The 13659-nt window shown below is 47.1% G+C and carries 13 protein-coding genes; 9 read left to right on the forward strand and 4 right to left on the reverse strand.

The genetic code is table 11. From position 1 onward, the window contains the following. Positions 1-341 precede the first annotated feature (341 nt). The 4 genes from gyrB to dnaA all read right to left on the reverse strand — a co-directional run bounded on the left by gyrB (position 342) and on the right by dnaA (position 6464). On the reverse strand, positions 342-2759 hold the full coding sequence (gene gyrB, locus ACVA6Q_RS21360) for a DNA topoisomerase (ATP-hydrolyzing) subunit B (RefSeq protein ID WP_353497467.1): 2418 nt from the start codon (positions 2757-2759) through the stop codon (positions 342-344). Positions 2760-2771: 12 nt separating this feature from the next. Further along, positions 2772-3854 (reverse strand): DNA replication/repair protein RecF, encoded by a 1083-nt coding sequence (gene recF / locus ACVA6Q_RS21365; protein ID WP_446648880.1) that lies wholly within the window; start codon positions 3852-3854, stop codon positions 2772-2774. A 15-nt stretch (positions 3855-3869) separates the two neighbouring features. Beyond that, complete coding sequence (dnaN, locus tag ACVA6Q_RS21370) at positions 3870-4970, reverse strand: DNA polymerase III subunit beta (RefSeq protein ID WP_353497469.1); 1101 nt, start codon at positions 4968-4970, stop codon at positions 3870-3872. Between the two features lie 87 nt (positions 4971-5057). Beyond that, on the reverse strand, positions 5058-6464 hold the full coding sequence (gene dnaA, locus ACVA6Q_RS21375) for a chromosomal replication initiator protein DnaA (protein ID WP_353497470.1): 1407 nt from the start codon (positions 6462-6464) through the stop codon (positions 5058-5060). A 393-nt stretch (positions 6465-6857) separates the two neighbouring features. Here dnaA and ACVA6Q_RS21380 point away from each other — a divergent pair, with 393 nt between their 5' ends. The 9 genes from ACVA6Q_RS21380 to mioC all read left to right on the forward strand — a co-directional run bounded on the left by ACVA6Q_RS21380 (position 6858) and on the right by mioC (position 13589). Further along, positions 6858-7622, forward strand: a complete 765-nt coding sequence (locus tag ACVA6Q_RS21380) for an amino acid ABC transporter substrate-binding protein (protein WP_446648881.1) — start codon at positions 6858-6860, stop codon at positions 7620-7622. Between the two features lie 69 nt (positions 7623-7691). Beyond that, positions 7692-8363 carry an amino acid ABC transporter permease gene (locus ACVA6Q_RS21385; RefSeq protein ID WP_353497472.1) on the forward strand — a complete coding sequence of 224 codons (672 nt, stop codon included), beginning with the start codon at positions 7692-7694 and terminating at the stop codon, positions 8361-8363. After that, positions 8360-9094 carry an amino acid ABC transporter ATP-binding protein gene (locus ACVA6Q_RS21390; protein WP_446648882.1) on the forward strand — a complete coding sequence of 245 codons (735 nt, stop codon included), beginning with the start codon at positions 8360-8362 and terminating at the stop codon, positions 9092-9094. The genes ACVA6Q_RS21385 and ACVA6Q_RS21390 overlap by 4 nt, the downstream gene beginning before the upstream one ends. 221 nt (positions 9095-9315) lie before the next feature. Next, positions 9316-9453, forward strand: coding sequence for a 50S ribosomal protein L34 (rpmH, locus tag ACVA6Q_RS21395; protein WP_004400210.1), 138 nt, complete (start codon positions 9316-9318; stop codon positions 9451-9453). Between the two features lie 9 nt (positions 9454-9462). After that, complete coding sequence (gene rnpA, locus ACVA6Q_RS21400) at positions 9463-9819, forward strand: ribonuclease P protein component (RefSeq protein ID WP_353497474.1); 357 nt, start codon at positions 9463-9465, stop codon at positions 9817-9819. After that, positions 9786-10043, forward strand: coding sequence for a membrane protein insertion efficiency factor YidD (yidD, locus tag ACVA6Q_RS21405; RefSeq protein WP_081941688.1), 258 nt, complete (start codon positions 9786-9788; stop codon positions 10041-10043). The genes rnpA and yidD overlap by 34 nt, the downstream gene beginning before the upstream one ends. Before the next feature lie 2 nt (positions 10044-10045). Further along, on the forward strand, positions 10046-11668 hold the full coding sequence (gene yidC, locus ACVA6Q_RS21410; protein WP_429761701.1) for a membrane protein insertase YidC: 1623 nt from the start codon (positions 10046-10048) through the stop codon (positions 11666-11668). Positions 11669-11766: 98 nt separating this feature from the next. Further along, positions 11767-13128: a tRNA uridine-5-carboxymethylaminomethyl(34) synthesis GTPase MnmE gene (gene mnmE, locus ACVA6Q_RS21415; RefSeq protein ID WP_112481037.1), complete on the forward strand. Its 1362-nt coding sequence runs from the start codon at positions 11767-11769 to the stop codon at positions 13126-13128. Positions 13129-13151: 23 nt separating this feature from the next. After that, positions 13152-13589: an FMN-binding protein MioC gene (gene mioC, locus ACVA6Q_RS21420; protein ID WP_353497477.1), complete on the forward strand. Its 438-nt coding sequence runs from the start codon at positions 13152-13154 to the stop codon at positions 13587-13589. Positions 13590-13659 lie beyond the last annotated feature (70 nt).

A 13659-nucleotide genomic window follows, 5' to 3' on the forward strand; every position in this document is an offset into this window, starting at 1 on the left:
GTGCCGTTAAAGTGATCCTCCACTGAGCGATACTTTGTCGGCGTTTAAAAGGTCTGTTTCTTCTCTCTTGAGCAAGACAGCTCCCCTTCATAACTAGATATAGGGATGGCGAAAATCGCTTTCAAGGTATTTTCTTAAACTATTTTTTATAACGGTTATTTTTCATAGAGTTAAAAACAAAAAAAGACCGTCATTAGTGACAGTCTTTTTTAAATTGGTTTATCGAAGCTGGGTGAACTGAGTTCAAGGAGAAGGCGCCATTCTTATACCAATAAAGGTTTATAATCATAAATGAGCACCTTCGACGCAGAAATCAGTTCAGCCAGCGAAGAGAAATCAATCTAAACGTCTAGGTTGGCTACTTTAAGTGCGTTTTCTTCAATGAAGTTACGACGAGGCTCTACTTGGTCGCCCATTAGTGTCGTGAACAGCTGATCTGCACCAACCGCATCTTCAATCGTTACTTGCATCATGCGACGTGTTTCAGGATCCATTGTGGTTTCCCAAAGCTGATCTGGGTTCATCTCACCTAGACCTTTGTAGCGCTGTAGGCTCAGACCACGACGCGACTCTTTGATTAGCCAGTTTAGGGCATCTTCAAAGTGGCTCACTGGTTGAGTACGCTCACCACGTTTCACGTAAGCACCTTCTTCAATCAGACCTTCTAGAGCTTCCGATAGAGACGCTAGCTTGCCGTACTCTTTCGAGTTCAGCAGGTCGATACTCAGCACATGCTCATGAGTCACACCGTGGGTACGCACGATAATTTTCGGTAGGTTCAAACCTAGCTCAGCGTGCTGTTCAACCTCGAAGCTGTATTGGCTTGCGCCCACTTCTTTGGCATTTAACTGCTCAACAAGCTGCTTAGACCATGCTTCAACCGCAACAGCATCGTGACACTGTTCAGCCGTTAGGCGTGGCGTGTACATGAACTCACTCACTAGTGCGTGTGGGTAGCGACGAGCCATGCGATCGGCAATCTTCACTGCGCCGTTGAACTGCTGTACCAGTTTCTCTAGTGATTCACCTGCTAGTGCTGGTGCTTCAGGGTTCACGTGCAGAGCAGCGTTATCCAGAGCCAAAGAAACTTGGTACTGGTTCATCGCATCTTCATCTTTGATGTACTGCTCTTGCTTACCTTTCTTCACTTTGTAAAGCGGTGGCTGAGCGATGTACACGTAACCGCGCTCAATAAGCTCTGGCATTTGACGGTAGAAGAAGGTCAAAAGTAGCGTTCGGATGTGAGAACCATCGACGTCCGCATCGGTCATGATGATGATGTTGTGGTAACGCAGTTTATCTGGATTGTACTCGTCACGGCCGATACCACAGCCAAGTGCCGTGATAAGCGTTGCCACTTCTTGTGAAGAAAGCATCTTATCGAAACGCGCTTTTTCAACGTTTAAGATCTTACCTTTCAGTGGAAGAATCGCTTGGTTCTTACGGTTACGACCCTGCTTAGCACTACCGCCCGCAGAGTCACCCTCCACTATGTACAGTTCAGAAAGCGCTGGATCTTTCTCTTGGCAGTCAGCCAGTTTGCCTGGCAGACCCGCTAGGTCTAGAGCGCCTTTACGACGTGTCATTTCACGCGCTTTACGCGCTGCATCACGTGCGCGAGCAGCATCAATGATCTTAGTACAAACAATCTTCGCTTCACCTGGGTTCTCTACTAGGAACTCAGACAGCTTCTCACCCATCGCAGACTCAACGGCAGATTTCACTTCAGAAGAAACCAGCTTGTCTTTGGTTTGGCTTGAGAACTTCGGATCTGGCACTTTCACCGATACGATAGCTGTTAGACCTTCACGAGCATCATCACCTGATGTCGCTGTCTTGGCTTTCTTAGAGAAGCCCTCTTTATCCATGAACGAGTTCAGCGTACGCGTTAATGCGGCACGGAAACCCGCTAAGTGAGTACCACCATCACGTTGAGGGATGTTGTTGGTAAAACAGTAAATGTTTTCTTGGTAGCCATCATTCCACTGCATCGCCACTTCTACGGTGATGCCATCTTCACGCTCAAAATCAAAATGGAAGATTTTTTGGATGATTGGTGTCTTATTGGTATTTAGATGCTCAACAAACGCTTGGATACCACCTTCAAACATGAAGTGATCCATTTTGTCTTCTTCACGCTTATCGACAAGCTTGATTGAGACACCTGAGTTTAGGAACGACAGTTCACGTAGACGCTTAGCAAGAATGTCGTAGTGGAACTCTACGTTTGAAAAAGTTTCTTCACTTGGCCAGAAACGGATTTCTGTACCTGTTTTGTCGGTATCACCAATCACAGCCAGTGGTGCTTGTGGCTCACCGTGGTGATAAGTTTGAGTATGAGTGTGACCGCCACGATGGATAGTCAGTGTGACTTGCTTAGACAGTGCGTTTACTACAGAAACACCTACGCCGTGCAGACCACCCGATACCTTATACGAGTTGTCATCGAACTTACCACCTGCGTGAAGTACCGTCATGATAACTTCTGCCGCAGACACTTGCTCTTCTGGGTGCATTTCCGTTGGAATACCACGGCCATCATCGCTAACAGAAACAGAATTGTCCTCATGGATAGTCACGATAATGTCGCTACAGTGACCTGCCAACGCTTCATCAATTGAGTTATCAACCACCTCAAAAACCATGTGGTGTAGACCGGTTCCATCGTCCGTGTCGCCGATGTACATTCCCGGACGCTTACGTACTGCATCCAGACCCTTTAGTACCTTAATACTCGATGAATCGTAATTTTCTGACATGAGTTTCTCTCACTATTTACCTTGCTCTATTGTGCCATGTTCCACATGAAACATCTTGCCATTTTCGTCAATCATGTCGGCAACTTGGCTTTCGGTAATAGAGCTTACAAAAACTTGAGCCTGAGTCTGTTTTAAGTAATCCGCTAAGCGTTTACGACGCAGGCTATCTAATTCTGAAGCAAAGTCATCTATCAGATAGATACATTGCTTTCCGGTCAACTCTGCGAGGTGCTGCCCTTGCGCAAGACGCAACGCACACATCATCAGTTTAAGTTGACCACGAGACAACACATCCTCTACAGGGGTGTTGTTCACTTTAATTCTTAAATCGGCTTTATTTGGGCCACTAAAGGTGTACCCCAAACTTTGGTCACGCTCAAAGCTACGTTCTAAGAGCTCGCCATACGGCGTGTCTTTTTCCCAGCCACGGTAATAACCGAGTTTAATTTCAAACTCCGGCAGAAAAGACTGACACATTTCTTCAGCCAAGGTTTTCATTTGCTCGACATAGGTGCGGCGCCAACCATCGATTTGCTCAGCCAGCTGGGCTAAATCTCTATCCCAGTAACTTAACTCTCGGTAGCTGGTGGCAGTCTTAAGTAGCGCATTGCGCTGCTTACTGAGACGCTTAAAACGCCCCCAAGCCTCAAAAAAACCTGGCTCAGAGTGAAACACACCCCAGTCGATAAATGCCCGACGAAACTTAGGGCCATCAGTGAGCAATTCAAAGCCCTCTGGATGGATAAGTTGCAGCGGCAGAACCTTGGCAAGCTGAGCTAACTTTTGCCCAGATTGACCGCCTATTTTAACCTCTGTTGAGCCATCACGCTGCTTATTAATGCCAATGGGTATCTCAAATTGATCCGAGTTCAAAAAACGGCCATGTACAAACAGCTCTTGGCAGTCATTTTGTATCACTCGACCGGTGAGAGAACTCTTAAATGAGCGCCCATGACCAAGCAAATAGATCGCCTCCAACAAGCTGGTTTTGCCACTGCCGTTGGGGCCGATAATAAAGTTAAAGCCTGTAGATAGTTCAATATCACAGGCTTTAATATTTCGAAATTGCTGTACGATTAAACGCGTAAGCGGCATAACGTCATGCTCGTCTTAGAGACGAATTGGCATCACCACGTACATGGCACTGTCATCTTCGCTGTTTTCAATCAACGCACTGGCGTTGGCATTGGACATCGATATACGTACTTGGTCGCAGCGAAGCGTGTTAAGTACATCGAGAACATAAGAAACGTTGAAACCAATCTCGAGCGCTTCACCTTGGAAGTTCACATCGAGCATCTCTTCTGCTTCTTCTTGCTCTGGGTTATTAGCCGTAATGCGCATCTCGTTGTCCGCCAGGTTGACACGAACGCCACGGAATTTCTCATTCGATAGAATCGCGGCACGGGAGAACGCTTGGCGTAACTCATCACAGTTTGTCTCGAGAGTCTTATCGGTATTTTGAGGCATTACGCGGCGATAATCTGGGAAACGACCATCAACAAGCTTAGAAGTAAAGACATAGTTGTTCACTTCGGCACGGATGTTAGAACTGCCAATTTGCAGTGTTACTGGCTGCTCTGGTGCATCTAGAAGCTTAGAAAGCTCCTGTACACCTTTTCGCGGCACAATGATCTGTTTGTTGTCAAAGCTGCCTTCTAGCGCCACCGTTGCCACCGCCATACGGTGACCATCGGTCGCCACTGAGCGCAATGTTGTTTGGTCTAACTCAAACAACATACCGTTTAGGTAATAACGCACATCTTGGTTAGCCATTGAGAACTGAGTCTTGTCGATCAGCGACTTAAGCTCGGCTTGAGTGACTGTCACCGCCACTTCTTGCTGCCAATCTTCAATGTTCGGAAAATCGCTGGCTGGCAATGTGGATAGTGAGAATCGGCTACGACCAGAGCGCACTTGTACGCGATCGCCTTCTAATACGATAGTGATCGTAGAATCATCAGGCAGACCACGACAGATATCGAGGAACTTACGTGAAGGTACAGTCACACTGCCCGCTTCAAACTCACTCTCTAACGTCACCTTACTTACCAGCTCTACCTCAAGGTCAGTCGCGGTAAGAGAAAGCACCCCTTCTTCTACTTTAAGAAGCAAGTTGCCCAAAATAGGTAATGTAGGACGGCCGCCTAGTGCACCAGAAACTTGTTGTAACGGCTTTAGTAGGTGATGACGTTCGATAGTAAATTTCATAGATAACTCTTCGTAAAGATGGCAATCCATGCCACTTATTTGCGAAATACAATAACTTGAATGCTAATTATAGTGATTATGCCACTATTATGAAGAAAGCGTGCGAATTAAGTTGGAATAGTCTTCCTTAATGTCATGACTCTCCTCACGCAGCTGAGCGATTTTACGACACGCATGCAACACGGTAGTGTGGTCACGACCACCAAACGCATCACCAATCTCTGGCAGGCTGTGGTTGGTCAACTCTTTGGCTAGCGCCATCGCCAACTGGCGTGGGCGAGCAACAGAGCGAGAACGACGCTTGGAAAGCAGATCCGCGACTTTAATCTTGTAGTATTCGGCAACCGTCTTTTGAATGTTATCAATCGTCACCAACTTCTCTTGCAGTGCTAGCAAGTCACGCAGCGCTTCACGAACAAAATCGATGGTTATTGGACGACCGGTAAAGTTGGCGTTAGCTATCACGCGGTTTAGAGCGCCTTCCAGCTCACGAACGTTTGAACGCAGACGCTTAGCAATGAAGAATGCAACTTCATCGGCTAGGTGAATTTGGTGGTCTTCGGCTTTTTTCATCAAGATCGCCACGCGAGTTTCTAACTCAGGTGGCTCGATAGCCACAGTCAAACCCCAACCGAAGCGAGACTTAAGGCGATCTTCTACGCCGTTGATCTCTTTCGGATAACGATCCGATGTCAGGATGATCTGTTGATTACCTTCAAGCAGTGCATTGAAGGTATGGAAAAACTCTTCTTGTGATCGCTCTTTATTGGCGAAGAATTGAATATCATCGATAAGAAGCGCATCAACACTGCGGTAGTAGCGCTTAAATTCTTCAATCGCGTTGTTTTGTAGCGCCTTAACCATGTCCTGAACGAAACGCTCCGAGTGCATGTACACCACTTTCGCGTTTGGCTTGTTATCAACAATGGCGTTGCCCACAGCGTGCAATAGGTGCGTTTTACCTAAACCGGTACCGCCATACAAGAACAGCGGGTTATAGGCCGCTCCTGGGTTATCCGCCACCTGACGTGCCGCCGCTAGACCAAGCTGGTTCGACTTACCTTCAACGAAGTTATTAAACTTGTGCTTGATGTTAACGTTTGAGCGGTGATTGATATCAGTGACCTCCGCTTCATTGTCCCAGGTTTTATGCACAGGTTGGCGCGCTTGTAGCTGCGCAGGTGCAGAAGACTCAGCCGCAACGTCAGCAGCAGTCTTAACTGGCTTGGGTGCTGGCGGCGCAGAAACCGGCTTACTGCCGACTTCGAAACGAAGATTCGGCACATCATTACCGCAGTACTCTTTTAGTAGACGGTTAATGCTGTTGAGGTATCTATCGCGCACCCAGTCGAGTACAAAGCGGTTAGGCGCAAATAGAGTTAGGGTGTTGTCATTAAGCTCAGCTTGTAGGGGTCTAACCCACATGCTGAATTCGGTAGCGGGTAGCTCTTCTTGTAGACGTTGCGCACATTGCAACCAAAGCGAAGATGACACAGTGCTCTCACTCTATTTATTGGAATTGGAAAAGATTGGTAATTTTACCTGTTGATAACCAAGATCGCCAGCAAATGATCGGCGATCCAGTGAATAAGATCTAAGTTATTCACAATTTTTTCGGTCGATTTGGCTTGATCCCCACAAATTGCCCTAATTTTACTCACAAACGCATGCACAAAACACAGATCTACCCACAAAATTCGAATCATGATCTAACTTGTGTATAGATCCGTGTTCAAGCTGTCATCGAATTTGATCAAACTCTGAACAGAGATGAGCAAAAAGTCAGCGTTCAACCACGGATTTGTTATGGTTAATAACAACTCGTTATTTAACTTATCGACAGCTTTACCAGTAACATCCCTCTCCATAAATAGAAGGAGTAGTAAAATGAAAAACTGGATTAAAGGTCTATTAACCGCCTTGGCGCTTTCTGCAACCGTATCTCAAGCAGCTTATGCTGCGACAGCACAAGAAGTGAAAGTCGGCATGTCTGGTCGCTACTTCCCATTTACCTTTGTTAAGCAAGACAAGTTACAAGGGTTTGAAGTTGACCTTTGGGACGAAATTGGTCGCCGCAACGACTACAAAGTCGAGTACGTGACTGCGAACTTTTCTGGTTTGTTTGGTTTGCTTGAGACCGGTCGTATCGACACTATCTCTAACCAAATCACTATGACCGATGCACGTAAAGCGAAATACCTATTTGCAAACCCATACGTGATTGATGGTGCACAGATTACTGTTCGCAAAGGTAATGACAGCATTCAAGGTATTGAAGACCTCGCAGGCAAAACTGTGGCGGTAAACCTTGGTTCTAACTTTGAGCAGCTACTACGTAGCTACGATAAAGACAACAAAATCAACGTAAAAACCTACGACACAGGTATTGAACACGATGTTGCCCTTGGCCGCGCCGATGCATTCGTAATGGATCGCCTATCTGCACTTGAACTTATCAAGAAGACAGGTCTGCCACTACAGCTAGCAGGCGAACCGTTCGAAACGATTGAGAACGCATGGCCATTCGTGAACAACGAAAAAGGTCAAAAGCTGCAACAAGAAGTGAATGCGGCACTGGCAGACATGCGTGCAGATGGTACGCTAGCGGCTATCTCTGAGAAGTGGTTTGGCGCAGACATCACTAAAAAGTAAGTGATCACTATTATTACGCCCACTACGCTTGTTAGTGGGCGTTTGTTTTTCTAGAAGTTTGGTAACGTTATGGGATTTGATTTTCAATATATGCTGGAGCTGATGCCGATACTGCTCAAGTATCTTGGCACTACGATGGAAATGGCAGTATGGGGACTGTTTTTCTCTCTGATCTTGTCGGTCATCTTAGCGAATATTCGTGTTTTCAAGATCCCTGTCCTTGATCAGCTTAGTCAGCTCTACATCAGTTTTTTCCGCGGCACACCACTTTTGGTGCAGTTGTTCTTGCTTTACTACGGTCTGCCACAAATTTTCCCATGGATGGTCGGACTGAATGCGTTTAGTGCGGCAGTCATCGGTTTAACACTTCACTTCGCCGCATATATGGCAGAGAGTATTCGTGCCGCCATCATCGGCATTGATCGCAGCCAGATGGAAGCGAGCTTGTCAGTGGGTATGACGACCAGCCAAGCCATGCGCCGCATTATTTTGCCTCAGGCAACCCGTGTCGCTTTGCCATCGCTGATGAACTATTTCATCGACATGATCAAATCGACATCGCTGGCCTTTACGCTCGGCGTGGCTGAAATCATGGCCAAGGCGCAAATGGAGGCGTCATCCAGCTTCCGCTTCTTTGAGGCTTTCTTGGCAGTGGCTCTGATCTACTGGGGCGTGGTGTTAGTGCTTACTCGCGTACAGCTGTGGGCTGAACAAAGATTGAACAAGGCATATCAACGATGATTAAACTGGAAAATATCCACAAGCAGTTTGGCGATACAGAAGTCCTAAAAGGTATCGATATTGATATCAAACAAGGTGAAATCATCGTCATTATCGGCTCAAGCGGCACCGGAAAATCGACGCTGCTACGCTGCGTAAACTTTCTTGAGCAAGCAGATAAAGGCACAATCACCATTGATGATGTGACGGTCGATTGCCAGAACCACACCAATGCCGAAGTATTGGCACTGCGCCGTAAAACCGGCTTTGTATTTCAAAATTACGCTCTGTTCGCGCACATGACTGCGCGTCAAAACATTGCCGAAGGTCTTATCACCGTAAAAGGCTGGAAAAAAGACCAAGCGCTTGAAAAAGCACAACAAATTCTCGATGACATCGGTCTAGGTGATAAAGGGAATCAATACCCTGCTTCCCTATCCGGTGGACAACAACAGCGTGTCGGTATTGGCCGCGCTATGGCGCTCCAGCCGGAGCTGTTGCTATTCGATGAACCAACTTCAGCACTCGATCCTGAGTGGGTTGGTGAAGTACTTAACCTTATGAAAAAGCTCGCAACTCAGCATCAAACCATGTTGGTTGTGACCCACGAAATGCAGTTTGCTAAAGAGGTCGCAGATAGAGTGATCTTCATGGCTAATGGCCATATCGTAGAACAAGGAACGCCGGAGCAAATATTCAATGATCCACAGGATATCCAACTTAAGAAATTCATAAATCAAGTTGGGATCTAATAATGATCCTTGCGCTCTAGCTCACAAAAAGTATAATTCGCCGGCTGGAATTGAAGTTGAACTGATTATTGACTCTTGACGAGTCAGTGATTACAATTCCGCCTCTTTGTTGAGAGGCGTCGGATTTCCTCTCTATCTCTATATAGAGAAGAAGACGGGAAATAAGTCCCACGCCGGGTTCAACGAGAACCTAAAACTACTGATCAGTAAAGGTAATAACCATGTCTAAACGCACTTTTCAACCTTCAGTTCTAAAGCGCAAGCGTACTCACGGTTTCCGTGCTCGCATGGCGACTAAGAACGGTCGTAAAGTAATTAACGCACGTCGTGCTAAAGGCCGTGCTCGCCTTTCAAAATAATCTTCTATTTTGAAAAAGCATGCCTTTATTCGGGAGTTACGCTTGTTAACTCCCGAGCATTACCAAAATGTATTTAAGCAAGCTCATCGAGCTGGCTCCCCTCATTTCACCATCATTGCCCGCAAAAACTCGCTATCACACCCTCGTCTTGGTCTAGCGGTTCCTAAAAAACAGATTAAAACAGCTGTCGGCAGAAACCACTTCAAGCGCCTGGTACGTGAAAGTTTTCGTAACAAACAACACGAACTTCCTAGCAAAGATTTTGTTGTAATTGCGAAAAAGAGTGCGCAAACTCTGAGCAATGAAGAAATATTCCAACTTCTAGATAAGTTATGGCATCGCCTGTCTCGCCCCTCGCGTGGTTAGCAATCGGTCTCGTCTATTTTTATAGATGGGTCATCAGTCCTCTTATTGGGCCACGCTGTCGGTTCAACCCAACTTGCTCTCTTTATGCAATAGAAGCCCTTAAAGCTCACGGTTTTGTAAAAGGGTGTTGGTTATCAGGCAAACGTCTATTAAAATGCCATCCTTTGAATGAAGGGGGTTTTGACCCCGTACCACCAGCCCAAAAACAAGACAGAGATAAATAACGATGGATTCTCAACGTAATATTCTGTTAATCGGTTTGGCTTTGGTTTCTTTTTTGCTGTTCCAACAGTGGCAATCTTATAAGAACCCAGCTCCAGTTCCGACTCAGCAGACGCAAAGCAGTACTCTACCTGCGCCATCTTTCGCTGATGAGCATGATCCTGCACCAGGCCACACAACAGCGGCCGCAGATAAAATCATCACAGTGAAAACCGACGTACTGACTCTAGGTGTGACAACTGTGGGCGGTGATGTTGTTACCGCAAACCTAAACGAGTACGCAACCGAGTTGGAATCTAGCGACCCGTTTGAGCTACTCAAAGACTCACAAGGTCACCAGTTTATTGCTCAAAGTGGTCTGGTAGGCCCTCAAGGTATCGACCTTAGCAGCACAAGCCGTCCAGCTTACTCAGTATCAGCAGACAGCTTCACGCTGGCTGAGGGTCAAGATGAGCTACGTGTACCGATGACATTCGAAGCGAATGGCATCAACTACACCAAAACCTTCATTCTAAAGCGTGGCAAATATGACGTTGATGTTGAATACACGGTAAACAACAACTCTGGTCAAAATGCGACGTTCGGCATGTACGCTCACCTTCGTCAAAATCTTCAAGACAAAGGTGGCAGCATCACAATGCCTACCTACAATGGCGGTGCTTATTCAACTCAAGACACTCGCTACAAGAAATACAGCTTCGAAGATATGCAAGATCGCAACCTGTCTCTTAACCTGACTGATGGTCAAGGTTGGGCAGCGATGATCCAGCACTACTTCGCAGCCGCGTGGATCCCACGTGAAGCACCGGGTACTAACCTTTACACTCGCGTGATTGGTAACCTAGGTGATATCGGTGTTCGTATGCCAAACACTACGATTGCCGATGGCCAAGCAGCAACATTGAAAGCAACGCTTTGGGCAGGTCCAAAACTGCAAACCGAAATGGCTGAAGTTGCACCAAACCTAGACCTAGTAGTTGACTACGGCTGGTTATGGTTCATTGCGAAACCACTTCACACACTACTGTCGTTCATTCAAGGTATCGTTGTGAACTGGGGTCTAGCTATCATCTGTTTGACCTTCATCGTACGTGGTGCGATGTATCCACTAACCAAAGCACAGTACACCTCTATGGCGAAAATGCGCATGCTTCAGCCTAAGCTGCAAGCAATGCGTGAGCGTATCGGCGACGACCGTCAGCGCATGAGCCAAGAAATGATGGAACTGTACAAGAAAGAGAAAGTAAACCCACTAGGTGGCTGTCTACCAATCTTGCTACAGATGCCTATCTTCATCGCTCTGTACTGGGCGCTAATGGAATCGGTTGAGCTTCGTCACTCACCATTCTTCGGTTGGATTCATGACCTTTCGGCTCAAGACCCATACTTCATTCTGCCTCTACTGATGGGTGCAAGTATGTTCATGATCCAGAAGATGAGCCCAACAACGGTAACAGATCCAATGCAGCAGAAGATCATGACCTTTATGCCGGTTATGTTTACCTTCTTCTTCCTATGGTTCCCATCAGGTCTGGTTCTTTACTGGTTGGTTTCTAACATCGTAACGCTTATCCAGCAAACGCTGATCTACCGATCGCTCGAGAAGAAAGGTCTGCACTCTAAGTAGTCCAAACCGATTCGATTAGATAAAAGGCGACCTTAGTGGTCGCCTTTTTCATTGACCATGATTACAATTTGGCTAAAGCACGGCGAATAGGCAATTCAATGACAACAGACACCATTGTGGCACAAGCCACAGCCCCAGGCCGCGGTGGCGTGGGCATCATTCGCGTTTCTGGCCCTTTGGCTCAAGAAGTCGCACAGCAAGTAACAGGCAAAACTCTCAAGCCTCGCTACGCTGACTATCTGCCTTTCAAAGATGAAAATGGCGGCGAACTCGACCAAGGTATTGCGCTTTACTTCCCTAATCCGCATTCATTTACCGGTGAAGATGTTCTTGAGCTTCAAGGCCACGGTGGCCCTGTGGTGATGGATATGCTAATTAAACGTATTCTGCTCATTCCAGGTGTTCGCCCTGCCAGACCGGGTGAGTTCAGTGAGCGTGCGTTCCTCAACGACAAAATGGACTTAACCCAAGCCGAGGCGATTGCCGACTTGATTGATGCCAGTTCAGAAGAAGCGGCCAAATCAGCCCTGCAATCACTGCAAGGTCAGTTCTCGAAACGCATTCAAGTGCTGGTGGAATCACTCATCCATTTACGCATCTATGTTGAAGCGGCGATTGACTTCCCTGAAGAAGAAATCGACTTCCTCGCCGACGGTAAAGTGGCGGGCGATCTACAGACCATCATCGACAATCTCGATTCTGTTCGCAAAGAAGCCAATCAAGGCGCCATCATGCGTGAAGGCATGAAAGTGGTCATTGCTGGGCGCCCAAATGCGGGTAAATCAAGCCTACTCAACGCCCTCTCTGGTAAAGAGTCGGCGATTGTGACCGATATTGCTGGAACCACACGTGATGTTCTACGTGAGCACATCCATATTGATGGTATGCCACTGCATATCATTGATACCGCAGGTCTACGTGATGCTTCTGACGAGGTGGAACGCATTGGTATTGAGCGTGCTTGGGAAGAGATCGAGCAAGCCGATCGTGTGCTGTTTATGGTTGATGGCACCACAACCGATGCTACGGATCCAAAAGAGATTTGGCCTGACTTTATTGATCGCCTCCCAGAGTCGATCGGTATCACCGTGATCCGCAACAAAGTCGATGAAACCGGTGAAACTCTGGGGATCTGTCACGTTAACGATCCGACGTTGATTCGTCTTTCTGCGCGCACAGGTGAAGGTGTACCAGCCCTTCGCGAGCACCTTAAGTCAATTATGGGTTTCTCTGGTGCCAGTGAAGGTGGCTTTATGGCTCGTCGCCGCCACCTTGATGCCTTGGAGCGCGCCGCCGAACACCTTGATATTGGCCAGCAGCAGCTAGAAGGCTATATGGCGGGCGAAATTTTGGCAGAAGAGCTACGTATTGCTCAGCAACATTTGAATGAGATCACTGGCGAGTTCAGCTCTGATGATCTACTCGGACGTATCTTCTCGTCTTTCTGTATTGGTAAATAAGCGGTATTGAAAAAGGAACATCAATGATTCATATCATCACAGGCAGTACACTTGGCGCTGCAGAGTATGTCGGCGACCATCTTAGTGACTTGCTGGTAGAACAAGGTTTAGAGACCACTATCCATAACCAACCAGAGCTTGCAGACATCCCTGCACAAGGCACTTGGCTGGTTATCACCTCAACGCACGGTGCGGGAGAATATCCAGATAACATTCAGCCGTTTATTGCTGCGCTGCAAGCGACCCCACCTCGCATGTCTGAAGTAAAGTTTGCGGTGGTTGGTATTGGCGACTCTAGCTATGACACCTTCTGCGCAGCAGGCAAACATGCTTACTCGCTACTTGAGGATATTGGTGGCACGCCACTGACGGACTGCTTGGAGATCGACATTCTCAACCATCCCGTACCAGAAGATGCAGCCGAAGAGTGGCTCAATGAGCACCTGAGCAAGTTTCAATAGACACCATGTTTTATCAAACACAATGCGTGTGAAAAAAGCGGCATAAGCCGCTTTTTTTGTGCCTGTGAGT

Source organism: Vibrio sp. DNB22_10_4, assembly GCF_052879755.1.

Bases quoted from the DNA above. Each gene is read 5' to 3' on its own strand.
- recF (WP_446648880.1), bottom strand. From the start codon at position 3,854: ATGCCGCTTACGCGTTTAATCGTACAGCAATTTCGAAATATTAAAGCC.
- yidC (WP_429761701.1), top strand. From the start codon at position 10,046: ATGGATTCTCAACGTAATATTCTGTTAATCGGTTTGGCTTTGGTTTCT.
- dnaN (WP_353497469.1), bottom strand. From the start codon at position 4,970: ATGAAATTTACTATCGAACGTCATCACCTACTAAAGCCGTTACAACAA.
- yidD (WP_081941688.1), top strand. From the start codon at position 9,786: ATGGCATCGCCTGTCTCGCCCCTCGCGTGGTTAGCAATCGGTCTCGTC.
- mioC (WP_353497477.1), top strand. From the start codon at position 13,152: ATGATTCATATCATCACAGGCAGTACACTTGGCGCTGCAGAGTATGTC.
- gyrB (WP_353497467.1), bottom strand. From the start codon at position 2,759: ATGTCAGAAAATTACGATTCATCGAGTATTAAGGTACTAAAGGGTCTG.
- ACVA6Q_RS21385 (WP_353497472.1), top strand. From the start codon at position 7,692: ATGGGATTTGATTTTCAATATATGCTGGAGCTGATGCCGATACTGCTC.
- mnmE (WP_112481037.1), top strand. From the start codon at position 11,767: ATGACAACAGACACCATTGTGGCACAAGCCACAGCCCCAGGCCGCGGT.
- rpmH (WP_004400210.1), top strand. From the start codon at position 9,316: ATGTCTAAACGCACTTTTCAACCTTCAGTTCTAAAGCGCAAGCGTACT.
- ACVA6Q_RS21380 (WP_446648881.1), top strand. From the start codon at position 6,858: ATGAAAAACTGGATTAAAGGTCTATTAACCGCCTTGGCGCTTTCTGCA.
- ACVA6Q_RS21390 (WP_446648882.1), top strand. From the start codon at position 8,360: ATGATTAAACTGGAAAATATCCACAAGCAGTTTGGCGATACAGAAGTC.